The 21,627-nt window shown below is 67.7% G+C and carries 19 protein-coding genes; 15 read left to right on the top strand and 4 right to left on the bottom strand.

Annotation, left to right across the window (positions count from 1 at the left end; genetic code table 11):
• Window positions 1-22: 22 nt before the first annotated feature.
• The 10 genes from BJF89_RS00300 to BJF89_RS00255 all read left to right on the top strand — a co-directional run bounded on the left by BJF89_RS00300 (window position 23) and on the right by BJF89_RS00255 (window position 10,064).
• Entirely contained in the window at window positions 23-1,831 is a 1,809-nt protein-coding gene (locus BJF89_RS00300; RefSeq protein WP_075811215.1) for a prolyl oligopeptidase family serine peptidase, read from the top strand.
• 105 nt (window positions 1,832-1,936) lie between these two features.
• Window positions 1,937-3,250, top strand: coding sequence for a M18 family aminopeptidase (locus tag BJF89_RS00295; RefSeq protein WP_075811213.1), 1,314 nt, complete (start codon window positions 1,937-1,939; stop codon window positions 3,248-3,250).
• Window positions 3,235-3,756 carry a tRNA (cytidine(34)-2'-O)-methyltransferase gene (locus BJF89_RS00290; RefSeq protein WP_075811211.1) on the top strand — a complete coding sequence of 174 codons (522 nt, stop codon included), beginning with the start codon at window positions 3,235-3,237 and terminating at the stop codon, window positions 3,754-3,756. Before BJF89_RS00295 ends, BJF89_RS00290 begins: the two co-directional genes overlap by 16 nt.
• An 18-nt stretch (window positions 3,757-3,774) precedes the next feature.
• Window positions 3,775-4,656 (top strand): bifunctional methylenetetrahydrofolate dehydrogenase/methenyltetrahydrofolate cyclohydrolase, encoded by an 882-nt coding sequence (locus BJF89_RS00285; protein ID WP_075811209.1) that lies wholly within the window; start codon window positions 3,775-3,777, stop codon window positions 4,654-4,656.
• The gene (locus BJF89_RS00280; protein WP_075811207.1) at window positions 4,653-5,045 is read left to right on the top strand and encodes a DUF3017 domain-containing protein; all 393 of its coding nucleotides are present in this window, start codon (window positions 4,653-4,655) and stop codon (window positions 5,043-5,045) included. Before BJF89_RS00285 ends, BJF89_RS00280 begins: the two co-directional genes overlap by 4 nt.
• 38 nt (window positions 5,046-5,083) lie before the next feature.
• Entirely contained in the window at window positions 5,084-6,019 is a 936-nt protein-coding gene (locus BJF89_RS00275) for a TIGR03571 family LLM class oxidoreductase (RefSeq protein ID WP_075811205.1), read from the top strand.
• Window positions 6,020-6,133: 114 nt separating this feature from the next.
• Window positions 6,134-7,312 carry an extracellular solute-binding protein gene (locus tag BJF89_RS00270; protein WP_075811203.1) on the top strand — a complete coding sequence of 393 codons (1,179 nt, stop codon included), beginning with the start codon at window positions 6,134-6,136 and terminating at the stop codon, window positions 7,310-7,312.
• A 10-nt stretch (window positions 7,313-7,322) separates the two neighbouring features.
• Window positions 7,323-8,105 carry a sulfate ABC transporter permease subunit CysT gene (cysT, locus tag BJF89_RS00265; RefSeq protein ID WP_075811366.1) on the top strand — a complete coding sequence of 261 codons (783 nt, stop codon included), beginning with the start codon at window positions 7,323-7,325 and terminating at the stop codon, window positions 8,103-8,105.
• Window positions 8,102-8,905, top strand: a complete 804-nt coding sequence (locus BJF89_RS00260) for a sulfate ABC transporter permease (RefSeq protein ID WP_075811201.1) — start codon at window positions 8,102-8,104, stop codon at window positions 8,903-8,905. Before cysT ends, BJF89_RS00260 begins: the two co-directional genes overlap by 4 nt.
• A 1-nt stretch (window position 8,906) precedes the next feature.
• Window positions 8,907-10,064, top strand: coding sequence for a sulfate/molybdate ABC transporter ATP-binding protein (locus BJF89_RS00255; RefSeq protein ID WP_083650403.1), 1,158 nt, complete (start codon window positions 8,907-8,909; stop codon window positions 10,062-10,064).
• Here the strand turns inward: BJF89_RS00255 and BJF89_RS00250 are convergent.
• The 3 genes from BJF89_RS00250 to BJF89_RS00240 form a co-directional block, all read right to left on the bottom strand.
• Window positions 10,033-11,154 carry a homoserine O-acetyltransferase gene (locus BJF89_RS00250; protein WP_075811199.1) on the bottom strand — a complete coding sequence of 374 codons (1,122 nt, stop codon included), beginning with the start codon at window positions 11,152-11,154 and terminating at the stop codon, window positions 10,033-10,035. The two genes, BJF89_RS00255 and BJF89_RS00250, sit on opposite strands and share 32 nt — an antisense overlap.
• Window positions 11,155-11,165: 11 nt before the next feature.
• Window positions 11,166-12,506: an O-acetylhomoserine/O-acetylserine sulfhydrylase gene (locus tag BJF89_RS00245; RefSeq protein ID WP_075811197.1), complete on the bottom strand. Its 1,341-nt coding sequence runs from the start codon at window positions 12,504-12,506 to the stop codon at window positions 11,166-11,168.
• Between the two features lie 157 nt (window positions 12,507-12,663).
• On the bottom strand, window positions 12,664-14,919 hold the full coding sequence (locus tag BJF89_RS00240; RefSeq protein WP_075811195.1) for an NADP-dependent isocitrate dehydrogenase: 2,256 nt from the start codon (window positions 14,917-14,919) through the stop codon (window positions 12,664-12,666).
• Between the two features lie 452 nt (window positions 14,920-15,371).
• Here BJF89_RS00240 and BJF89_RS00235 point away from each other — a divergent pair, with 452 nt between their 5' ends.
• Window positions 15,372-16,544, top strand: a complete 1,173-nt coding sequence (locus tag BJF89_RS00235; protein WP_075811364.1) for an MFS transporter — start codon at window positions 15,372-15,374, stop codon at window positions 16,542-16,544.
• Window positions 16,545-16,554: 10 nt separating this feature from the next.
• Window positions 16,555-17,523, top strand: coding sequence for an exodeoxyribonuclease III (locus BJF89_RS00230; protein ID WP_075811193.1), 969 nt, complete (start codon window positions 16,555-16,557; stop codon window positions 17,521-17,523).
• Here BJF89_RS00230 and BJF89_RS00225 read toward each other — a convergent pair.
• Window positions 17,472-18,428: a hypothetical protein gene (locus BJF89_RS00225; protein WP_075811191.1), complete on the bottom strand. Its 957-nt coding sequence runs from the start codon at window positions 18,426-18,428 to the stop codon at window positions 17,472-17,474. The two genes, BJF89_RS00230 and BJF89_RS00225, sit on opposite strands and share 52 nt — an antisense overlap.
• A gap of 72 nt (window positions 18,429-18,500) precedes the next feature.
• Between BJF89_RS00225 and BJF89_RS00220 the strand changes: the two genes are divergently transcribed.
• The 3 genes from BJF89_RS00220 (at window position 18,501) to yhjD (ending at window position 21,627) form a co-directional block, all read left to right on the top strand.
• The gene (locus tag BJF89_RS00220) at window positions 18,501-19,397 is read left to right on the top strand and encodes a LysR family transcriptional regulator (protein WP_075811189.1); all 897 of its coding nucleotides are present in this window, start codon (window positions 18,501-18,503) and stop codon (window positions 19,395-19,397) included.
• A gap of 11 nt (window positions 19,398-19,408) precedes the next feature.
• Complete coding sequence (gene trpS / locus BJF89_RS00215; RefSeq protein ID WP_075811187.1) at window positions 19,409-20,425, top strand: tryptophan--tRNA ligase; 1,017 nt, start codon at window positions 19,409-19,411, stop codon at window positions 20,423-20,425.
• A 110-nt stretch (window positions 20,426-20,535) separates the two neighbouring features.
• Entirely contained in the window at window positions 20,536-21,627 is a 1,092-nt protein-coding gene (gene yhjD / locus BJF89_RS00210; protein ID WP_075811185.1) for an inner membrane protein YhjD, read from the top strand.

Raw genomic sequence — 21,627 nt, 5'->3', positions numbered from 1 at the left:
CAGCGGGTAGAATCACGGGTCTGTGAGACATACCTACGCCCCCAGCCTCGCCCCCGACGGGTCTGCCATCGCCTATGTCATGCATGACGGGGTGTCTCCGCGGGCGATGCAGTCGCAGCTCACCGGTGGCGAACGTCCGGTCGTCATCCCGACGGAAGGGCCGGCGGTGGCGGTCCGCTACTCGCCGGACGGGCGCTGGTTGGCGGTGGAGGTGTCACCGCAGGGCACCGAGCGCAACGAGATCTGGCTGGTGTCCAGTGACCCGGACGACCCGTCCGCGGTGCTCGTCAGGGACAGTGGCGACGCGAAGACGTCGGTCGTGGAGTGGGACAACGATCTGCTGGCCGTGGACGCGGTCGGCTCCGACGGGGTGGCCGAGGGGCGCCGGTTCGACCCGGAGACCGGATGTACCGAGGTGGTGGACCGTAGGGCTGACGGGCAGCTCGTCGCCGCCGAGAGCGGTTACGCCCTGATGCGCGTCGGCCCGCGGGGGAACCGGGAACTGCTGCTGATCCGTCCTGACGGGTCCTGGCGGCCCGTCCTGCCGCCGCAGCCGGGATCCACCACCGATGACGGCCATATCCTGCCACCGGTGGGGGACGAGCCACCGGTGCTGCTGGTCATCGGTGACCATGGCGCGGACCGCAGGCGGGTGATGAGGATCCGGGAGCGGGACGGGGTGATGTCGGTCCGGGAACTGATCGGGCACACCAACGCCGACGTCGACGAGTTCATCGTCAGCGAGGACCGTGCTACCGCCGCGGTGCTGTGGAACCAGGACGGGGTCTCATCTCTCGAGGTATTTCTCCTGGACGCCCACGAACGGGTGACGGTGCGACGTTCCGTCCGCCTGCCCGGCATGGTCGGACGCGGCCTGACCCTCACCGGGGACGGACGTCTGCTCGCGCTGGCGATCGAGAGCCCCGACGTCCCGCGGGCGGTACACCTGGTGGACTGCCGTAGCGGCGTGGTCACCCCGCTGCACACCACCCCAGACAGTTCCGGCAGTCCCGACCGACCGCTGCTGGCGGCGGTGCAGCAGCCCCAACTGCTGCACTTCACCGCCCGGGACGGCGTCGAGTTGTCGGGCTGGCTGTACCGCGGCGCGAACCCCGAGTTCGAGCCGGCGGGTGGGAGACGTCCTGTCCTACTGCACTTCCACGGCGGGCCGGAGGGGCAGTCGCGCCCGGAACACCACGACGTCCTGCGTGAGGTCATCGACGCGGGCATCACGGTGTTCACCCCGAATGTCCGTGGCTCCTTCGGCGGTGGACGCACGTTCATGCACGCCGACAACCGGTACGGCCGGTTCGCCGGGATCGACGACCTGGAGGACTGCGTCCGGTTCCTGGTGTCGATGGGGGTGGCGGACCCGGACCGTCTGGCGATCAGCGGCCGGTCCTACGGCGGGTACCTCACCAACATCGGCGTCACCTGGTTCCCCTCCCTGTTCCGCGCGGCGGTGAGTGCCTGTGGCATGAGTGACCTGCAGACGTTCTACCGTGACACCGAACCCTGGATCGCCAGCGCGGCCTACCCGAAGTACGGGTACCCGATCCAGGACGGGGAACTGCTGCACGAGGTGTCGCCGCTGCACCGGGTGGACAGCGTGCGTACCCCGGTACTGTTCATCCACGGCGCCAACGACACCAATGTGCCGCCGAGTGAGTATCGGCAGATGAAGGCAGCGATGGACGCACGCGGCGTGCCCACCAGCGAACTGGTGATGGAGGACGAGGGCCATGAGTTCATCAAGGCGGTGAACCGGCAGCGGATCGCCGGGCGGATGGTGTCCTTCCTCCGGGAGCACGGGGTCGCCCCCGACTCCTGAGCCCTCCCTGGGACGGACGCTCAGGGGTGTCTGCCGACGAAAAAACAACCGGAGGTGTCCGTCCCAGACGTGGGCCGGGCGACACCGGGTGGTTAACTGGTCCCCATGACTGACTCCACCGGTCCTGCCGACTTCAGCGACTTCATTGACTTCATTGACGCATCCCCCAGCAGCTACCACGCGGCCGCGGAGGTCGCGTCCCGGCTGGAGGCGGCCGGGTTCACCCGGCAGGACGAGAAGGAACGGTGGGACGCCGGCGCCGGCGGACACTACATCGTGCGTGGTGGTGCGGTGCTGGCCTGGCGGATCCCGGAACCCGCCCGAGAGGGGGAGCGGCCGCAGCGGTTCCGCATCGTCGGGTCCCACACCGATTCACCCGGGCTGAAGCTCAAACCGGTCGGCGACATCGTCGGGCCGGGTGGGTGGCGGCAGGCCGCCGTGGAGGTCTACGGCGGGGCGATCCTGCCGGCATGGCTGGACCGCGAGCTGCGGCTGGCAGGGCGGGTCGTCCTGGCTGACGGCACCGAGCATCTGGTGCGCACGCGGCCGGTACTCCGGGTTCCGCACCTGGCGATCCACCTGGACCGTGCCGTCAACAGCGGGCTCACCCTGGACCGGCAGCAGCACATGCAGCCGGTGTTCGCGGTCGGGGACGGGGCACCGACGATCGGGGAGGTCATCGCCGATTCCCTCGACGTCGGGGGAGTGACGCCCGGGGACATCCTCGCCCATGACCTGATCACCGTCGACGCTCAGCGTGGCGAGGTGTTCGGTGCACAGGACGATTTCATCGCCGCAGGGCGGATGGACAACCTCAGCAGTGTCTTCACCTCTCTGCAGGCGTTCCTCGCTGCACGTCCCGACAGTGCCTCCGGCCCCTCCGGCACCTCAAGCATCCCGGTGTTCGCGGCCTTCGACCACGAGGAGGTGGGCAGTGCGACGACCAGCGGGGCGGCCGGCCCGGTGCTCGAGGACGTCCTGACCCGCACCGCCGCCTCCCTCGGCGCGGATGCGGAGGAGACCCGGGCGATGTTCGCCCGGTCGTCCTGCGTCTCGGCCGACGCCGCGCACTCCGTCCACCCGAACTACGCCGGTAAACATGACCCCGTACACCGTCCGGTGATCAACGGCGGGCCGGTACTGAAGGTCAACGCCAACCAGCGGTACGCCTCCGACGCCACGACCTCGGCCGCCTGGCGCGCGGCGTGCCGCAGCGCCGGGGCGCCCGACCAGGTTTTCGCGGGGAACAACGACGTGCCCTGCGGTTCGACCATCGGGCCGATCACCGCCACCCGGCTCGGTATCCCGACGGTGGACGTGGGGATACCGCTGTTGTCGATGCACTCAGCCCGGGAGATGGCGGGCGTCCACGACCTCGCCTGGTTCACCGACACGCTGCGGGCATGGTGGGAACAGTGAGCGACACGACCGGGCCGACCGGCACGAACCCCTACTGCCACATCCTCTTCGAGCACCCCGCGATCCCCGGCAACACCGGCAGCGCCATCCGTCTGTGCGCCGGTACAGGTGCTTCCCTGCATCTGGCGGAGCCCCTGGGTTTCAACTTCGACGACAAGCACCTCAAACGGGCCGGACTGGACTACCACGACCTTGCGGACGTGCATGTCCATCCGTCACTGGACTCCGCCCTCACCACCCTGACCGGACCGGCGGGGGCGCGGGTCATCGCCTTCACCGCCCATGCTGACACCTGGCACACCGACATCGACTATGAACCCGGTGACGTCCTGCTGTTCGGCACCGAGCCCACCGGGCTCACGGAGGAGGCGCTCGCCGACCCGCGGATCACCCGGCAGGTACGCATCCCGATGCTGCCCGGCAGGCGCAGCATGAACCTCTCCAACGCTGCCGCAGTGGCAGCGTACGAGGCCTGGCGGCAGGCGGGGTTCCCGGGCGGACGCTGAGGGTGACATACTGGTGCCGTGACTGAGACTTCGGAGACTGCTGACACTGTTGATACTGCCACCACGCTGGACGGAAAACTCTACCGCGACGAGATCGTCGAGGACCTCACCCGCCGGGTGGCGGCGCTGAAGGAGCAGGGCGTCACGCCGGGACTGGCCACCGTCCTGGTCGGTGACGATCCCGCCAGCCATTCCTACGTGAAGATGAAGCACCGCGACTGCGAGCAGATCGGTGTGAACAGTATCCGGCGTGACCTTCCGGCGGACGTGAGCCAGGAGGAGCTCAATGCCGTGATCGACGAGCTCAACGCCGATCCGGAGTGTACCGGCTACATCGTCCAGCTGCCGTTGCCGAAGCACCTTGACGAGAATGCGGTGCTCGAGCGTATCGACCCTGCCAAGGACTCCGACGGTCTGCACCCGGTGAACCTCGGCAAACTGGTGCTGATGGAGCCCGCCCCGCTTCCCTGCACGCCGAACGGCGCGATCTCCCTGCTGCGCCGCTACGGTGTGGAGCTCGACGGGGCGAAGGCGGTCGTCATCGGTCGTGGCGTGACCGTGGGTCGCCCCATCGGGCTGATGCTCACCCGCCGGTCGGAGAACTCCACCGTGGTGCTGTGCCACACCGGTACCAGGGACCTGGTCAAGGAGACCCGCGACGCCGACATCATCATCGCCGCCGCCGGTAAGCCGCACATGCTCACCGCTGACATGGTCAAGCCCGGTGCCGCGGTCCTCGACGTCGGGGTCTCGCGTGTGGACGGCAAGCTCGCCGGTGACGTACACCCCGACGTGTGGGACGTTGCCGGGGCGGTGTCCCCGAACCCCGGTGGTGTGGGGCCGTTGACGCGTGCCTTCCTGATCCACAATGTCGTGGAACGGGCGGAGCGGCTGGTGTGAGTGAGGAGGGTGCCGGAGCCAGCACCGGGGCAGACAAGGCCGACCTTGTTGAATTGACGCCGGCGGAGCGCAGGACGCTGCTGCGTAACCCGCATGATGCGGACGTACCGCATTCGCGGCTGAACCAGACACTGCAGATGCTCCTGGTCATCGGCTTCGTCCTGGTGATGGTGGTGGGGCTGGTCTTCCTGGTGGCGGACCGGTGGCGTCGGGGGACGGTCACCGTCGGCACCGGCATGCTCGTTCTCGGTGCCCTGCGGTGGGTGGTCGACGGGGAGATCCTGGGGGTGCTCTCCGTCCGGTCGAGGAAGTTCGACTCGTTGTTCTGTCTCGCCATCGGGGCATCGATGCTGTTGGTCGCGGTGTCCGTCGATTCGCTCGGGAGCTGACGGTGAGCACCGTAGCTACAGTCGCCGATCTGCCCGGGATGCGACGGACCTTCGCGGAGGGGAAGCTGACGCTGGGGCTGAGTCTGCCGGTGGGGCCGGGCGCGGAAGAGGGGGTGGGCGCAGAGGACGGTGGGGACGTCGCACGTCAGGTGGAGCTGGTCAGGGCGGCGGAAGAGGCCGGGGTCGCGGCCGTGTGGGCACGTGACATCCCGTTGCGGGTCGACACCTTCGGGGATGTCGGGCAGATCCACGACCCGTTCATGTTCCTCACGTGGCTGGCGGCGCACACGGAGACGATCGCGTTGGGCACGGCGGCCGTTGTGCTGCCGTTGGCGCACCCCCTGCTGCTGGCGAAGCGGTCCGCGGGTCTGGACCGGCTCAGTGGGGGACGTTTCCTCATGGGGGTGGCCAGCGGCGACCGTCCTGAGGAGTTCCCGGCCTTCGGCATGGAGAAGGGGGACCGTGCCGCCGTGTTCCGCGAGCACCTGGAGGTACTGCAGGCCGGGTGGTCGTCCACCGGCCGTCCGGTGCGATGGTCGCGGGGCCGTATGGGTGGAGCGGACGTCGTCCCGAAACCGACGGTCGGGCGCGTGCCGCTGCTGCCGACGGGGTCGTGCCAGCAGAACATGGACTACAACGCGGCCCACGGCGATGGGTGGATCACCTACCACCGCTCCCTGCCCCAGCAGAAGGTGATGGTCGACCGGTGGCGGGCGTCCTGCGGGGACACTTTCGCGCCGTTCGCCGAATCGATGTGGATCGATCTGGCGGAGGACCCCGACCTGTCGGTCGAGGGACGTGACTTCGGGTACCGGACGGGGTGGCACGGGCTGACGAGGATCCTGTCGTCGCAACGCGACATGGGCGTCAACCATGTGTCATTGCACCTCAGGAGCCGGACCAGGCCGGTGGACGAGATGCTGGCCGAGCTGGCGGAACACGTGCTACCGGAGTTCCCCGCACTCAGCGACTAATCCGGTGCCCGATTCCATTCGGTGTGAATCGAACTCTGCGGGGTCGGTCGGCCGGCCGGATAGTGTCTCCTGCGTAGTAGACAGATCAGTCTGTGCGGAGGAGAGGAAATCGTCGTGGCGTTCAAACCCAGCCTGGGAGCGGTGCTCGTCGGTGTCGGTCTGGTGGCCGTCGCCGGGGTGGCCGTGCTGCCCGGGGGAACTGTCGACGATCCTGACGTGGTGGACGTCTCCTCGGGCGACCAGCGACTGAACCTTGTGGCCTACGCGGTCCCGAAGCCGGGGTTCGAGGCGGTCATCCGCGGGTTCCGGAGCACACCGGAAGGCCAGGACACCGGGTTCGCGGAGAGTTACGGCGCCTCGGGCGACCAGTCCCGCAAGGTCGCCCGGCACCTGCCGACCGACATCGTGAACTTCTCCGTGGAACCCGACGTGACCCGTCTCGTCGACGGCGGCCAGGTGGCCGAGGACTGGCGGGACAACGTCCCCGACGACGAGTCCGGACGGTCCGTCCCCTTCGGTTCGGTCGTCTCCTTCGTCACCCGTGAGGGTAACCCGCACGGCGTCGAAACGTGGGACGACCTGCTGGAACCCGGGATCGAGGTCATCAGTCCGAATCCGGCCAGCTCCGGGTCGGCGAAGTGGAATCTGCTGGCCCCCTACGCCAGCTGGCTCTTCCAGGCACTTGACGCGGGTGCCGACACCCGGACCGCACACGACGAGGCACTCGGCAAGCTCACCCGACTCGTCGGCGAGCACTTCACCGTCCGTCCGAAGTCGGGGCGCGAGGCGACCTCAGCCTTCGAGGGAGGCCAGGGTGATGTGCTCCTGTCCTACGAGAACGAGGCCATTGAACTGGACCGCAACGGCGGACGCATCGACTACACCGTCCCGGACGACACCTTCCGCATCGAGAACCCCGTGGCAGTGGTCGACACCACCGACGACCCCGACGGGAACATCGGGAAAGCCACGCAGTTCCGTGACTACCTGTTCACCCCGGCCGCCGAGAAACTGTGGGCCGCCGAAGGGTTCCGGCCCGGTCCAGACCTCTTCTCCGACTCCACCGACGTGATCGACGGCCTCCCCGCAGAGCAGCGTGGAGCATTCCGGCCCCTGGACACCGTGCACACGATCGACGAACTCGCCGGGGCGTTCCGCGACCTGGACCCCTCCCTCGACCCCGCCGGGGACACGGCGGACTGGGACGTGGTGGACGCGGTGCTGTTCAAACGGGCCAAACCCGGCAGCGGTGACACCAACGGCGCCATCACGACGATCTACCAGGCGGTCTGAGATGGGTGACATGAGAACGAAACTCAGTATGGGTACCGCCACCCTGTGGCTGTCCGTCATCGTCCTGCTGCCCCTGGTGGCACTGACCACGGAGGCCTTCTCCGGCGGTCTCGGCGGATTCTGGGACGCCGTGACCGCACCGGGCGCACGGGACACACTGTGGGTGACCGCGAAGGTCTCCCTCGCCGTCGCGCTGGTCAACATGGTGACCGGCACGCTGATCGCCTGGGTCCTGGTGCGCGACGACTTCCCCGGGAAACGCATCGTGGACGCGGTCATCGACCTTCCGTTCGCGCTGCCCACGATCGTCGCCTCGCTCGTGCTGCTCAGCCTGTACGGTCCGGACAGCCCGATGAACATCACCCTCAACGCCACCCAGCCGGCACTGGTCATCGCGCTGGCGTTCGTCACCCTGCCGTTCGTCGTACGGTCCGTGCAGCCCGTGCTCATCGAGCTCGACCACGACGTCGAAGAGGCTGCGGCATCCCTCGGCGCGTCCAACGCCACGATCTTCCGGCGGATCATCCTGCCGGCACTGTGGCCGGCGGTGCTGTCAGGAACGGGCCTCGCGTTCGCCCGGGCGATCGGTGAGTACGGATCGGTGGTGCTCATCGGCGGGAACATCCCCGGGGAGACGCAGGTCGCCTCCCAGTACATCCAGGAGCAGATCGAGTCGGACGTCCCGTCCGCCGCGGCGGCGGTGTCCGTCGCCCTGCTGGCCATCACCTTCATTGTCCTCCTCGTTCTCCGCCTCGTCGGAGACCGCAGCACCCGGAAGGAGCAGGACGCATGAACCAGTCCAGAACCAGTGTGCTGACACTGCGCACCCTCGCCCTGATCTACCTGGCCGTCCTGGTCGCCCTGCCGGTCGGCACCATCCTGTGGCGCACCGTGGAGCCCGGCCTCGGACAGTTCTGGGAATGGGTCACCACCCCGGCGGCGGTCTCCGCTCTGCAGACCTCACTGCTGATCGTCGCCATCACGGTGCCGCTGAACGTGATCTTCGGCATCGTCGTCGCGCTCGGACTGGTCCGGGGTCGGTTCCCCGGCAAGGCTCTGGTCCAGGCCGTCGTGGACCTGCCTTTCGCGGTCTCGCCGGTGATCGTCGGCGTCGCGTTGATCATGCTGTGGGGCACCGACGGGTGGTTCGGGGGAGTCGAGGACCTCGGTTTCCGTGTGATCTTCGGCCTGCCCGGCATGGTGTTGGCCACGGTGTTCGTCACCCTGCCGTTCATCGTGCGGGAGGTGGAACCCGTCCTGCGTGAGATCGGTACCGAACAGGAGCAGGCGGCGTCCACCCTGGGCGCCTCACCCTGGCAGACGTTCCGGCGCATCACCCTGCCGTCGATCCGCTGGGGCCTGTCCTACGGCATCATCCTGACCGTCGCCCGGTCCCTCGGGGAGTTCGGAGCGGTGATCATGGTCGCCTCCGGATTCGCCGGAGGAGGCCAGACCCTGACCCTGCTGGTGCACTCCCGCTATCTCGACGACAACAACGTCTACGGCGCCTACGCCGCGGCGACCCTGCTGATGATCGTCTCGGTGATCGTCCTGGTCGTCATGACCCTGCTGCAGAAGAAGAAGGTTTCCTAAGATGGCTATCTCCGTCTCCCACGCCGTGAAGACCTACGGCTCCTCGCCGGTCTTCACAGCCCTCGACGACGTCTCCCTCGAGATCCCCGAGGGGTCCCTCACCGCCCTGCTGGGACCGTCGGGGTCGGGCAAGTCGACCCTCCTGCGCACCATCGCCGGTCTGGAACGACCCGACTCCGGCGCGGTGGTCATCGACGGAACCGACGTGACGCAACTGTCACCGCAGGACCGGGGCATCGGCTTCGTCTTCCAGCACTACGCCGCCTTCAAGCACATGACCGTCCGCGACAACGTGGCCTTCGGTCTGTCGGTGCGCAAGCGTCCGAAGAAGGAGATCGACCAACGGGTCGATGAACTGCTGGAGATCGTCGGTCTCGCCGGGTACCACACCCGCTACCCCTCGCAGCTCTCCGGCGGTCAGCGGCAACGGATGGCTCTGGCGCGGGCACTCGCCCCGAACCCGGGCGTCCTGCTGCTCGATGAACCGTTCGGCGCGCTGGACGCCAAGGTCCGGGAGGACCTGCGCACCTGGTTGAGGCACATGCACGAGGAGTTCACCGTCACCACCGTCCTGGTCACCCACGACCAGGAGGAGGCCCTCGACGTCGCCGACCGTATCGCCGTGATGGGTGACGGGCGGATCGAGCAGGTCGGGACCCCCACCGAGCTCTACGACGCCCCGGAGACCCCGTTCGTCCAGTCCTTCCTGGGGCACGTCACCGAACTCGCCGGGCAGACCGTGCGCCCGCACGACATCAGGCTCGGCCGTAATGCGGACCCGGAGGTGCCGGGCAACGAGGTCGCCGCCACCGACGTGCGCGAGGCGGTGGTCGAACGGGTTGCGGTGCTGGGGTTCGAGGTCCGCGTGGAACTCACCGACGCAGAGAACGGCCGACGGTTCACCGCACAGATCACCCGGGTGACGCCCGGACGTGGGGCTGGGGGCGGGCAGTGTCGGGGAGACGGTGTACGCGCGGGCGACGGAGGCCGCCGTGGCGGGGTGAGTCACCTCCCCGGCATGAAATGTGCACCGTCCTGTGCACGCATCCGACCCCGGAGACGTGCACAGGACGGTGCACATTTCCCGTGCGGGACCCGGGCAGCCCGGGCAGCACGGGTTTGGCGGCCTACCGCTGCGCCAGCAACGCCGCCTTGGTGAGGAACTTGTCGAGGATGATCGTCATCTGACGGGTCTCGGTCAGGAAGCCGTCGTGGCCGGTGGGGGAGGTGATCTTCGACAGGCCGATGAAGTCCCCGAGATTGCGGGACAGGTGTTCCTGCTGGTGGTACGGGTAGAGGATGTCGGTGTCGATACCGGCGACCATGGTCGGCACCTGGGAGGACCCCAGGACGGCATTCATGCCGCCACGTCCCCGTCCGACGTCGTGGCGGTTCAGGGCGTCGGTGAGGGTCACGTAGCTGCCGGCGTCGAACCGGGCCTCCAGCTTCTCAGCCTGGCGGTCGAGGTAGCTCTCCACGGCGAAACGCTCCGTGGGGGAGTGGTAGGGCCCGTACGGGTTCTCGCCCGGCTGGGGATCGGTGGAGAAACGCTCGTCGAGTTCCAGCTCACCACGGTAGGTCAGGTGGGCGATACGCCGGGCCTGGCCGAGTCCGTGGGACGGGATGTTCCCGGAGCCGTGGTAGTCGCCGTTCTGCCAGCAAGGGTCGGCGGTGATGAAGCGGATCTGGGCGGACTGGATCCCGATCTGCCAGGCCGAGGCACGGGCGGAGACGGCGACCGGCAGGGCTGCCTCCACCACCTCGGGGTACATGAACGTCCACTCCAGGACACGTGCGCCGCCCATCGACGCACCGACCACGCCGCGGATGCGGCGGATCCCCAGCACGTCGATGAGCAGGGTCTTCTCCGCGGCGACGAGGTCGCGGATCGACAGTGCCGGGAAGCGGGACCCCCAGTGGCCGCCGTCCGGGTGGGCGGAGGACGGACCTGTGGAGCCCTGGCAGCCGCCCAGACAGTTGGCGCAGAGCACCAGGTAGCGCTCGGTGTCGAGTGCGAGTCCGGGGCCGATGATGCCCGCCCACCAGTCATCGGCGTTGCCGTCGGCGGTCAGTGCGTGCTCGATGACGATGACGGGCCGGGCGACCGCCTCCTCCGGGCTGCCCTCGTACCAGGCGAACAGACGTAACTCCGTGCCTGGGATGTCCACCCCCGCCTCGGTGGTGAAGGTGCCGATGGGCACGGAGACGGACGAGTGGGACGTGGGCAGGGACCGGGGGTCGATGGTCATGGACGTCGACCTCAGCTGATCGCGTCAAAGCCGAGCTGGAGGTCGGCGAGGATGTCTTCGATGTCCTCGATGCCGACGGACAGTCGGACGGTGGCGAGGTTCACGCCGGCCCGAGCCAGACCCTTCTGGTCGGACTGCGAGTGGGTGGTCGTCGCCGGGTGGACGACGAGGGAGCGGACGTCACCGACGTTGGCCAGGTTGGAGTGCAGCTTCAGGGCGTCGATGAAAGCCCAGGCCTTCTCGCGTGCCTCGTCGGACCAGACGTCGTCGACGGCGAGGTCGAAGGAAAGCACCGAGCCGGTGTACTCCAGGCCGAGCTTCTCCTTGGTGGCGTACCAGGGGGAGTCCGGAAGGCCCGCGTAGTTCACCGTGGCGACCGCCGCGTTCTCGGCGAGGGAGCCGGCGACGATCTCGGCGTTCTCGTTGTGCTTGCGCACGCGCAGAGCGAGCGTGTCCAGGCCCTGGATGGTGACCCAGGCGTTGAACGCCGAGATGGCGGCGCCGGTGTCACGCAGCAGGCCGACGCGGGCCTTCAGGCCGAAGGCGGCGGCACCGAGGTCGGCGTACTTCAGACCGTGGTAGGCGGGATCGGGGGTGACGAACGAGGGGAAGACCGGCTGACCGTCGCGCTCCACGGTCCAGTCGAAGGACCCGCCGTCGACGAGGATGCCGCCGAGTCCGGAGCCGTTGCCGGTGTAGAACTTCGTCAGTGAGGCGACGACGATGTCCGCTCCGAGCTCCAGGGGACGTACCAGGGCGGCGGTGGCGATGGTGTTGTCCACGATGAGCGGGACGTTGTTGCGGTGCGCGACCTCGGCCACCGCCGGGATGTCCAGGACGTCGGCCTGGGGGTTGGCGAAGGTCTCGCCGTAGAAGGCCTTGGTGTTCGGCTGTACGGCGGCCTGCCAGGAGTCGAGGTCGTCGGGATCCTCGACGAAGGTGACCTCAATGCCGAGACGGGCGAGTGTGACGCCGAACAGGGTCTCTGTGCCACCGTAGAGGCGGGGTGAGGTGACGATGTGGTCACCGGCGCCGGCGAGGTTGAAGATCGCGGCGGTCTCGGCGGCCTGGCCGGAGGCGAAAGCCACGGCATGGACGCCGCCCTCCAGGGAACCGATGCGGTTCTCGAGGGCTTCCTGGGTGGGGTTGGTCAGGCGGCTGTACACCGGACCGAGGTCCTCGAGGGCGAAGCGCTGCTTGGCGTGCTCGGCGGAATCGAAGACATAGGAGGTGGTGAGGTAGATCGGCTGGTTGCGGGCGCCGGTGTCGGAGTCCACGGTCTGTCCCGCATGGACGGCGCGGGAGGCGAATCCCCAGGAGGCGGAGTCGGAGTTGTCGTACCTGGTGCTCATCTGTGGTGGTCCCTTCGGGGTCTGGGTGTCGTTTCGCTGGGAACACGATAACCCACCGGAGGGGTACCGGCAAACAGCTCGGTCTACTTTGAAACAAAGGTGCAGTTCGCGACCCTTGTTTTTAGTAGACCGAGCTGTACGGTGATGGAGTGGGGCGTCAGGAGTTCCGCGCCGTGAGGCCGTCGATCACGGCGTTGAAGGTAGCGGACGGGCGCATGACCTTCGTGGTCTTCTCCTCGTCCAGCCAGTAGTAGCCGCCGAGGTCGGCTGAGGAGCCCTGACCGCCGCGCATCTCCTTCTTGACGGTCTCGTACTTCTCCTCCAGCTCCTGGGCGACCGGGGCGAAGATCTCGGCGAGCTCCGGATCGTCGGTCTGCTTGGAGAGGTTGAGGGCCCAGTAGCGGGCGAGCCAGTAGTGGCTGCCGCGGTTGTCGATCTCACCGACGACGCGGGCAGGGGAGAGGTCCTCGTTGAGGATCCGCTCGGTGGCGGCATCCAGTGCGTCGGCCAGGATCGGGGTCCGGGGGTTGTTGTCCGTCTCGGCGAGCTTGCGCAGCGACTCGGCCAGTGCGAGGAACTCACCCAGGGAGTCCCAGCGCAGGTAGTCCTCCTCGATGAGCTGCTGGACGTGCTTCGGTGCAGATCCGCCGGCACCGGTCTCGAACAGCCCGCCGCCGGCGATCAGCGGCACGATGGAGAGCATCTTGGCGCTGGTGCCCAGCTCCATGATCGGGAAGAGGTCGGTGAGGTAGTCACGCAGGACGTTGCCGGACACGGAGATGGTGTCCTCGCCGGCGCGGATGCGGTCGACCGAGAGCTGGCACGCCTCGACGGGCGAGAGGATACGCAGGTCCAGGCCCTCGGTGTCACCGACGAGTTCGGAGTCCTTGAGGTACTCCTCGACCTTTGCGGTCATGTTGCGGTCGTGGGCACGCTCCGGGTCGAGCCAGAAGACGGCCGGGGCCCCGGTGTCACGGGCGCGGCTGACGGCCAGCTTCACCCAGTCACGGATCGGCACGTCCTTGGCCTGGCAGGCGCGCCAGATGTCGCCGGGGGCGACGGTGTGGGACATCAGCACCTCGCCGGAGGAGTCGACGACCTCGACGGTGCCCTCGGACTCGATCTTGAAGGTCTTGTCGTGGGAGCCGTACTCCTCGGCCTTCTGGGCCATCAGACCGACGTTGGGGACGGTGCCCATGGTCGTCGGGTCAAAGGCACCGTTCTTCCGGCAGTCCTCGATGACCGTCTGGAACACCCCGGCGTAGGAGGAGTCCGGAATGACCGCGAGAGCGTCCTGCTCCTGGTCGTTCTTGTTCCACATGTGTCCGCCGCTGCGGATCATGGCGGGCATGGAGGCGTCGACGATGATGTCGGAGGGGACGTGCAGGCCGGTGATGCCCTTGTGGGAGTTGACCATGGCCAGGTCGGGGCCGTCCTCCAGGCCCTTGTCGAAGGCTGCGCGGATCTCGGACGCCAGGTCGGTGCCGATCTCGTCGGCGTAGTCCTCGAGGCCGGAGTAGATGGCGGCGAGGCCGTTCTCCCCGTTGAGTCCCTTGGAGAACAGGGTGTCGCCGTACTTCTCGAAGACGTCGGAGAAGTAGGCCCGCACCACGTGGCCGAAGATGATCGGGTCGGAGACCTTCATCATCGTGGCCTTGAGGTGTGCGGAGAACAGGACGCCCTCCTCCTTCGCGCGGGCGACCTGGTCCTTCAGGAAAGCGTCGAGGTCCCGGGCGCGCAGGACGGTGGCGTCGACGATCTCCTTGTCCAGAACCTTCAGCCCGTCCTTCAGGACGGTGGTCTCCCCGTCAGCGCCGACGAGGCGGATGGTGAGGGTGTCGTCGCCGTCGATGATGACGGACTGCTCATTGTGGCGGAAGTCGCCGTCGGCCATGGTGGCGACGTTGGTCTTCGAGTCGGCACTCCACTCGCCCATGCGGTGCGGGTGCTTCCGTGCGAAGTTCTTGACGGCCTTCGGGGCACGACGGTCGGAGTTGCCTTCGCGCAGGACCGGGTTCACGGCAGACCCCTTGACGGAGTCGTAACGTGCGCGGGCGTCTTTCTCCTCGTCCGTGGACGGCTCGTCCGGGTAGTCCGGAAGGTCGTAACCGTGCTCCTGCAGCTCGCGGACGGCAGCCTTGAGCTGCGGGACCGACGCGGAGATATTCGGGAGCTTGATGATGTTCGCGTCCGGCTTCTTGGTCAGCTCGCCGAGCTCCGCGAGTGCGTCGTGGACGCGCTGTCCCTCGGGCAGGACATCGTTGAACGCGGAGAGGATACGCGCTGCCAGGGAGATGTCCCGTGTCTCGACGGCGACGCCGGTGGTGGAGGCGAACGCCTCGATAACGGGCTTCAACGAGTATGTCGCGAGTAGCGGGGCTTCGTCAGTTCGGGTGTAGATGATCTTGGCCATGGGCCGGTGTCTCCCTCTTCAATAGTCAGTGCAGCGTCGCGTCGAGCGTCCCCTCGTGAGGGCCGTAGACGGGCGCACCTGCGATTATTCGTCTCGTTCTGTGGTGATGCCTTCGTGTGGAAGGGTGCCGCTCGGGCATCTACTATCGCGATAATACGGCAATGCCGGTTGCTCTGACGGTCGCGGGGCGGCGGATACCCTACACCCGGGGATAGACCGTTATCTGGATATCAGTGAAATCTTCCGCAATAAATCAGGTCGCCTCCGGGAATAGAACTGAATCGATACCGGTTGGCCTCTCCTGTGGCACTTGCCGAACCGACACCGAACTGATGAGGAGCCCGCACGTGACTGAACCACCCACCGGGACGACTGCCGGACTGCAGCGTCTGGACGACCTCCCCCGTCCGTCCCGCCGACCCAGCCGTCGCCCGCTGCCCCGGCAGACGGAGATGGGCCGTCGTCGGCGCCCGATCGCCATCCTCATGCTCGCGCTCGGCGGTTTCGCCATCGGGACGACCGAGTTCGTCGCGATGGGGTTGCTCAACTACATCGCCGACGATTTCTCGATCAGTGAGGCCACCGCCGGCCACGTGATCACCGCCTACGCCCTCGGCGTGGTGGTGGGGGCTCCCGTGATCACGGCGTTCACCGGGTCGATGCCCCGGCGGCGGCTCGTCCTGATCCTCATGGGCGCCTTCACCGTGGGTAACGCCCTCAGCGTGCTGGCCGGCTCCTACGGACTGCTGATGTTGTCCCGGTTCATCGCCGGCATCCCCCACGGCGCCTACTTCGCCGCCGCCGCGTTGATCGCCGCGTCCATGGCGGACGCCGGACAGCGGGGGCGTGCCGTCGCACAGGTGTCCATGGGACTGTCGGTGGCGACCGTGGCCGGTGTGCCCGCTGCCCAGTGGGTCGGCCAGACGCTGGGCTGGAATGCGGCTTTCGCCGTGGTCGCCCTGATCGGCCTGGTCACCCTGGTCGGCCTGTGGTACTCGCTGCCGCACATGACCCAGATGCCTGCCACGCGGCCGATGACGGAACTCAGCGCGCTGGTCAACCCCCAGGTGATGCTCACGTTGCTGCTCGGTACCGTCGGCTTCGGCGGCATGTTCTGTGTCTACACCTACATCTCCTGGACGATGACCGAGCGCGCCGGTTTCCCGGAGAGTCTCATGTGGCTGGTGCTCATGGTCTACGGCATCGGCATGGTCGCCGGGACCTTCGTCGGTGGACGGCTGGCCGACATCAACGTGGAGGGGTCGATCTTCGGCGCCCTGGTCGCCATGGTGGTGATGCTCGGCGCGTTCTACTTCACCAGTACCAGTGCACCGCTGGCGATCGTGAACTTCGGTCTGGTCGCGATGTCTGGCTCGGTGATGACGATCAACCTGCAGACCCGGCTGATGGACGTCGCCGGAAAGGCGCAGAATCTCGCGGCGTCCATGAACCACTCGGCGTTGAACCTGGCGAACGCCGCCGGCGCTGCGGTCGGTGGCGCCGTGATCAGCGCGGGCTACTCGTACTCGGCACCGGCGCTGGCAGGCGTGGGCATGGCACTGTGCGGCATCGTGGTATTCATCCCGACGTACCTGCTTCGGCGCAGGAGCGAGGCGCGCCGCTAGTCTGGACCGCATGACTGTCACTGTCGCCACCGTCAACGTCAACGGCATCCGTGCCGCAGCCAAGGTCCGCAACGAGGACAACCACGGGATCCTGCCGTGGTTGGAGAGCACCCCGGCGGACGTGGTGCTGCTGCAGGAGGTGCGTGCCACCCCCGAGCAGACCGAGAAGGCACTGGCTCCTGCCCTGGAAGCCGGATGGAACCTGGTGCAGGCCGAGGCCGCGGCCAAGGGGCGTGCGGGTGTGGCGATCCTGTCGCGCCACGGCATCGAGGACGTCCAGGTCGGATTCGGGGAGGGGTTCAGCAGCGAGTTCGACGACGCCGGCCGTTACATCGAGGCGTCCACCGCCGGACTCCGGGTCGCCAGCGTCTACCTGCCGTCCGGGGCCGAGGGCACGGCCAAGCAGGACGAGAAGTTCCGGTTCCTCGACATCTTCGGACCGTACCTCGACCAGCAGGCCGGGGTGCATGAGCAGATGGTCGTCGGCGGAGACTGGAACATCTGCCACCGCCGCCAGGACCTGAAGAACTGGCGTCCGAACCGGAAGAAGTCAGGGTACCTGCCGGCGGAGCGGGCGTTCATGGATTCAGTGTTCGGTACGTTCCCTGACGAGTCCACGCAGATCGGTGACCCGACGGACGCCGGTCGTACCGGCAACCCCGGCGGGACGCCGTCAGATTTCTTCGGCGCGGTGGACTACACGCCCGGTGACGTGGCTGCCCGGCGGTTGGACGACGGCGCGACGGGGGAGCCCCGGTGGTTCGACGCCCTGCGCCGGCTGCACCCGGACGAGGACGGTCCCTACTCCTGGTGGACGTGGCGCGGGAAGGCCTTCGACACCGGCGCCGGGTGGCGTATCGACTACCAGGCGGCGACATCGGCGTTGATGGAGCGCGTGGAGTCCGCGTGGGTGGACCGGGCAGAGCACTACGACCTGCGCTGGAGCGACCATTCACCGGTGCTGGTCACGTACCGCTGACACAGGGCCCCGACCAGTCCCGCAGTTGCCAGCGTGACGTGCAGGGCCAGCAGGACGAGGAGTGCCACGCTGACCCCGTCCAACCAACCGGCACCAGTGCTGACGGACAGTTGGTGGGTGCCCAGACTGCAGGTGCCGACGGGGAAGGTGGCGGACCACCATGCCGGGCTGTAGGTCGCCGCGGACGCTGCGGGGGAGGTCCGTAGCAGGGTCCCCCAGTGGTTCCAGAGGGCCCACAGTGCGGCGGGGACACCGACGGCGAGCATGACGGCGGCATACGTCCGGCCTGCGTCGGTGAGGGTGGTCCCGTCGGTGAGCAGCAGGGCCGCCGTGCTGCTCTGACCGACGATGCCGAGGGGGATCCACGTCGTCGCCGCGGCAGGAGGTTCCGGGCGTCGTCCTGCCGTGAGGTAAATGAGGAGGAAAGCGGGGACACCGGTCACCAGGGATGCCGCGAAGCAGAGCACGCCGGGAAGCGGGTGTCCGAGCTGGGCTGCGTTGGTCGCCGCCACCATCGGAGTGACCAGGGGAAGTGTCGCGGGGTAGGTACGTGGCAGCGTGCCTCGGACGAGTCTCGCAGCCTGAGGGGTGAAGACGATCACGGAGGCGACCGTCCCGAGGACCCAGGTGACCTTGTGGACCCCGACGAGTCCCAGGGTGCTGTCGGCCGCCGAGCCGAGGGCGAGGACCCCCATGGTGACCATCGACCACGGCGGCAGCTCCGTCGTCAGCCAACTCCGTCCGCCGGTGGCCAGGACCAGCAGGACGACGGCAGCCAGGACGGTCACGACGCCACCGGCGGGCGTCCCCACGTGTGTCCCCGTCATGGACGCGGTGATGGAGGTGCCCATCAGCGCACCTGCCCAGGCGGGGCCGGGCGGCGGGAGTTCGGTGGTGGTGTCCATGAGTCCTGACCGTAGACGGCCGCCACCGCAGACCGGGATAACGGAGCAGGTGGAAAGGGGTACAGTGACTGTATGTACCCTCATGTCCCGCAGGTCGACCAACTTGCCACGCTCGTGGCTGTGGATGAGCGCCGCAGTATCGCCGCGGCGGCACGTGACCTGGGGTTGAGCCAGCAGACGGTGAGTGCGCGGGTGGCCGCGGCGGAGAAGACACTCGGGGTCGCGGTCTTCCGGCGGGGAGTGGGGGGATCAGAGCCGACCGAGCGGGGGCGGGTCGTGTTGACGGCGGCCCGGGACCTGCTCAGCGCCGCGGGAGAGTTCTCCCGCGCTGTCACGACGGCGACACAACCGGATGCGGTCCGTCCGTTGCCCGTCGCCGTCTCCAATACGATCGCGGAACTGTACTTCCCCTCCTGGGCGGCACGGTTCCACCGGGAGAACCCGACGGTCCGTCTGCAGCTGCGTTCCCGCAACAGCACCGAGGTGTGTGACGCCGTGGCGGGTGGGGAGTGTGTGCTCGGATTCGTCGAAGGGGCCGAGGTGTCCCACGGTCTGGCGTCCGACGTGGTGGGGGTCGACGACCTGATCCTGGTGGTTCCTCCGACACACCCATGGGCCGGCTCCGAGGTGGACGCCGGGCAGCTGCGGCGGACCCCGCTGGTCACCCGCGAGCGGGGGTCCGGAAGCCGCGAGATCGTGGAAGCCACCCTGGGAACGATCGCCGAACCGGCGGGGGAGTTCGGGTCGTTGTCGGCCCAGCGGGCGGCGGTGACCGGGATGGGCGAGCCGACCGTCATCGCGGCGCGCGCGGTGGAGGCGCAGGTGTCGTCCGGCGAACTCGTGCGTGTCCCCGTGAAGGGGGTGACGTTCCGGCGGCTGCTGCGCGCGGTGTATCCCCGGGGCCGTCCGCTGGGGGTGAGCGACCCGGATGCAGAGGCGCTGCTCCGGATCGCCAAACTGCCCGGGTAACATGACGTCCCATGAGTGATGAAGCACAGATCAAGCGCGTCCTGTCAGGCATCCAGCCCACGGCGGACTCCTACCACCTCGGGAACTACCTGGGTGCGGTCAAGCAGTGGATCGAGCTGCAGGACGGGTACGACGCGTTCTACTTCATCCCCAACCTGCACGCGATCACCGTGGACCAGGATCCGAAGGAGCTGAAGGAGCGGACGCTGGCCGGCGTGGCGCAGCTGTTGGCGCTGGGGATCGACCCGGAGAAGTCCACGATCTTCGTGCAGTCCCAGGTACCGCAGCATGCCGAGCTGGCGTGGGTTCTGACCTGTCTCACCGGTTTCGGTGAGGCGTCGCGGATGACGCAGTTCAAGGACAAGTCGGCCAAGCGTGGTGCGGAGCGGACCTCTGCGGGTCTGTTCATGTACCCGATGCTCATGGCGGCGGATATCCTGCTCTACCGTCCGCAGTTGGTGCCGGTGGGTGAGGACCAGCGCCAGCACCTGGAGTTGACCCGCAACCTGGCTGAGCGCTTCAACGCCCGTTTCGGCGAGACGTTCGTGGTGCCCGACGGGTTCATCCCGCAGGGCGCGGCGAAGATCTACGATCTACAGGATCCGACGTCGAAGATGAGCAAGTCCGGGGACAACCCGAAAGGCATCGTGAACCTGTTGGACGAACCGAAGACGTCCGCGAAGCGGATCAAGTCGGCGGTGACGGACAACGACGGCGAGATCCGGTACGACCGGGACGAGAAGCCGGGGGTGTCGAACCTGCTGGTGATCCAGTCTGCCCTGACCGGACGTAGCGTGGATGAGATCGTGGCCGACTACCAGGCTGCAGGCGCGCAGTACGGTGCGTTGAAGGTGGACACCGCGGATGCGCTGCAGGCCTTCACCACCCCGCTGAAGGCCCGGTACGACGAGTACATGTCCGACCCGGCGGAGCTGAAGCGGATCCTGGACCGTGGAGCGGAGAAGGCGTCTGTCGTGGCGGAATCCGTGGTCGCCGACGTGTACGACAAGATGGGGCTGCTGCGGTAGGGGAGCGAAGCCCGCGCCTCGTAACTGAAATGAACTAAGGTAGGGCCCCACGGTCTCACCGTCCGCGGTGGGACATTGACTATGAAGAGACACACAAGAGGAGTCCTCTGATGGCTCGCACGATCACCGCCTCCGACCGGGACAAGTTGGACGACCACGGCATTGAGCGGTCCACCGACGACTCCCCGGGGGCGATCGACCGCTACCGGGACAAGTGGCCCTGGTTCGACCACGTGATGCGCATGAACGAGCGCTACACCGAGCAGGGCGGCAACAACTTCGCCGCCGGCATCACCTACTTCTCCGTCCTGTCGATCTTCCCGCTGATCATGCTCGGTTTCGCGACCGTCGCCATGGTGGTTGCCGGCAACCAGGAACTGATCGACAAGATCACGGAGACCGTCACCGATTCCGCGGGGGGCGAGCTCGGCGACACGCTCAACGACATCATCATGCAGGCGATCGACCAACGCGGAAGTGTCTTCGGTATCGGTCTTGTCCTGGCCCTGTGGACCGGCCTGGGGTGGATGGGCAATCTCCGCATCGGGGTGTCCAACATGTGGAAGACCCCGGGGCAGGCCGACAACTTCATCAAGGGCAAGATCAGCGACCTGATCGGTCTGATCGGCCTTCTGCTGGCGCTTGTCGTCGCTTTCGCCGTGACCGCCTTCGGTGGCGGTGGTTTCACCAGCAGTGTCCTCGAGACCATCGGGCTGGGCGACATTCCGGGTATCCGCATTCTCACCTGGTTGGTGGCACTGGTCGTCGCCCTCATCGCGAACTGGATCGTCTTCTTCTGGTTGATGCTCTATCTGCCGCGCACCCGCGTACCGCGTCCGGCGGCGGCACGTGCAGCCGTGATCGGCGCCCTGGCCTTCGAGGTGATCAAGCAGATCGCGACCATCGTCTTCTCCAATGCGCTGTCGAACCCGGCAGGCGCGGCCTTCGGTCCGGTTATCGGTGTGATGGTCGTGCTCTACCTCGTGTGGCGCGTCACGCTCTACCTCGCGGCATGGACTGCGACGACTCCCGAGGCCCTCGCTGCGATGATCCCCGAGGCGCCGCCGGCCGCAGTGATCCGCGTGCGCCAGGAGGTCCGCCCCGGCGCCCGCAACATCAGCACCGCTGGGCTGGTCGGCCTCGGAACCGCCGTCGGTGCCACCGCAGTCGGTCTGCTTGGCAGGGCTTTCCGCCGGAAGTAG

The organism is Corynebacterium sp. CNJ-954 (genome assembly GCF_001942345.1).
Taxonomy (GTDB): domain Bacteria; phylum Actinomycetota; class Actinomycetes; order Mycobacteriales; family Mycobacteriaceae; genus Corynebacterium.
The sequence above is the reverse complement of the archived record's forward strand: the minus strand, read 5'-3'. Positions and strand labels throughout refer to the sequence as shown.

Excerpts from the sequence above, each read along its gene's own strand:
- cysT (WP_075811366.1), top strand. The coding sequence starts at position 7,323 with ATGAGAACGAAACTCAGTATGGGTACCGCCACCCTGTGGCTGTCCGTC.
- yhjD (WP_075811185.1), top strand. The coding sequence starts at position 20,536 with ATGGCTCGCACGATCACCGCCTCCGACCGGGACAAGTTGGACGACCAC.
- BJF89_RS00290 (WP_075811211.1), top strand. The coding sequence starts at position 3,235 with ATGGTGGGAACAGTGAGCGACACGACCGGGCCGACCGGCACGAACCCC.
- BJF89_RS00275 (WP_075811205.1), top strand. The coding sequence starts at position 5,084 with ATGCGACGGACCTTCGCGGAGGGGAAGCTGACGCTGGGGCTGAGTCTG.
- BJF89_RS00235 (WP_075811364.1), top strand. The coding sequence starts at position 15,372 with ATGGGCCGTCGTCGGCGCCCGATCGCCATCCTCATGCTCGCGCTCGGC.
- BJF89_RS00245 (WP_075811197.1), bottom strand. The coding sequence starts at position 12,506 with ATGAGCACCAGGTACGACAACTCCGACTCCGCCTCCTGGGGATTCGCC.
- BJF89_RS00260 (WP_075811201.1), top strand. The coding sequence starts at position 8,102 with ATGAACCAGTCCAGAACCAGTGTGCTGACACTGCGCACCCTCGCCCTG.
- trpS (WP_075811187.1), top strand. The coding sequence starts at position 19,409 with ATGAGTGATGAAGCACAGATCAAGCGCGTCCTGTCAGGCATCCAGCCC.
- BJF89_RS00225 (WP_075811191.1), bottom strand. The coding sequence starts at position 18,428 with ATGGACACCACCACCGAACTCCCGCCGCCCGGCCCCGCCTGGGCAGGT.
- BJF89_RS00220 (WP_075811189.1), top strand. The coding sequence starts at position 18,501 with ATGTACCCTCATGTCCCGCAGGTCGACCAACTTGCCACGCTCGTGGCT.
- BJF89_RS00240 (WP_075811195.1), bottom strand. The coding sequence starts at position 14,919 with ATGGCCAAGATCATCTACACCCGAACTGACGAAGCCCCGCTACTCGCG.
- BJF89_RS00230 (WP_075811193.1), top strand. The coding sequence starts at position 16,555 with ATGACTGTCACTGTCGCCACCGTCAACGTCAACGGCATCCGTGCCGCA.
- BJF89_RS00255 (WP_083650403.1), top strand. The coding sequence starts at position 8,907 with ATGGCTATCTCCGTCTCCCACGCCGTGAAGACCTACGGCTCCTCGCCG.
- BJF89_RS00295 (WP_075811213.1), top strand. The coding sequence starts at position 1,937 with ATGACTGACTCCACCGGTCCTGCCGACTTCAGCGACTTCATTGACTTC.
- BJF89_RS00250 (WP_075811199.1), bottom strand. The coding sequence starts at position 11,154 with ATGACCATCGACCCCCGGTCCCTGCCCACGTCCCACTCGTCCGTCTCC.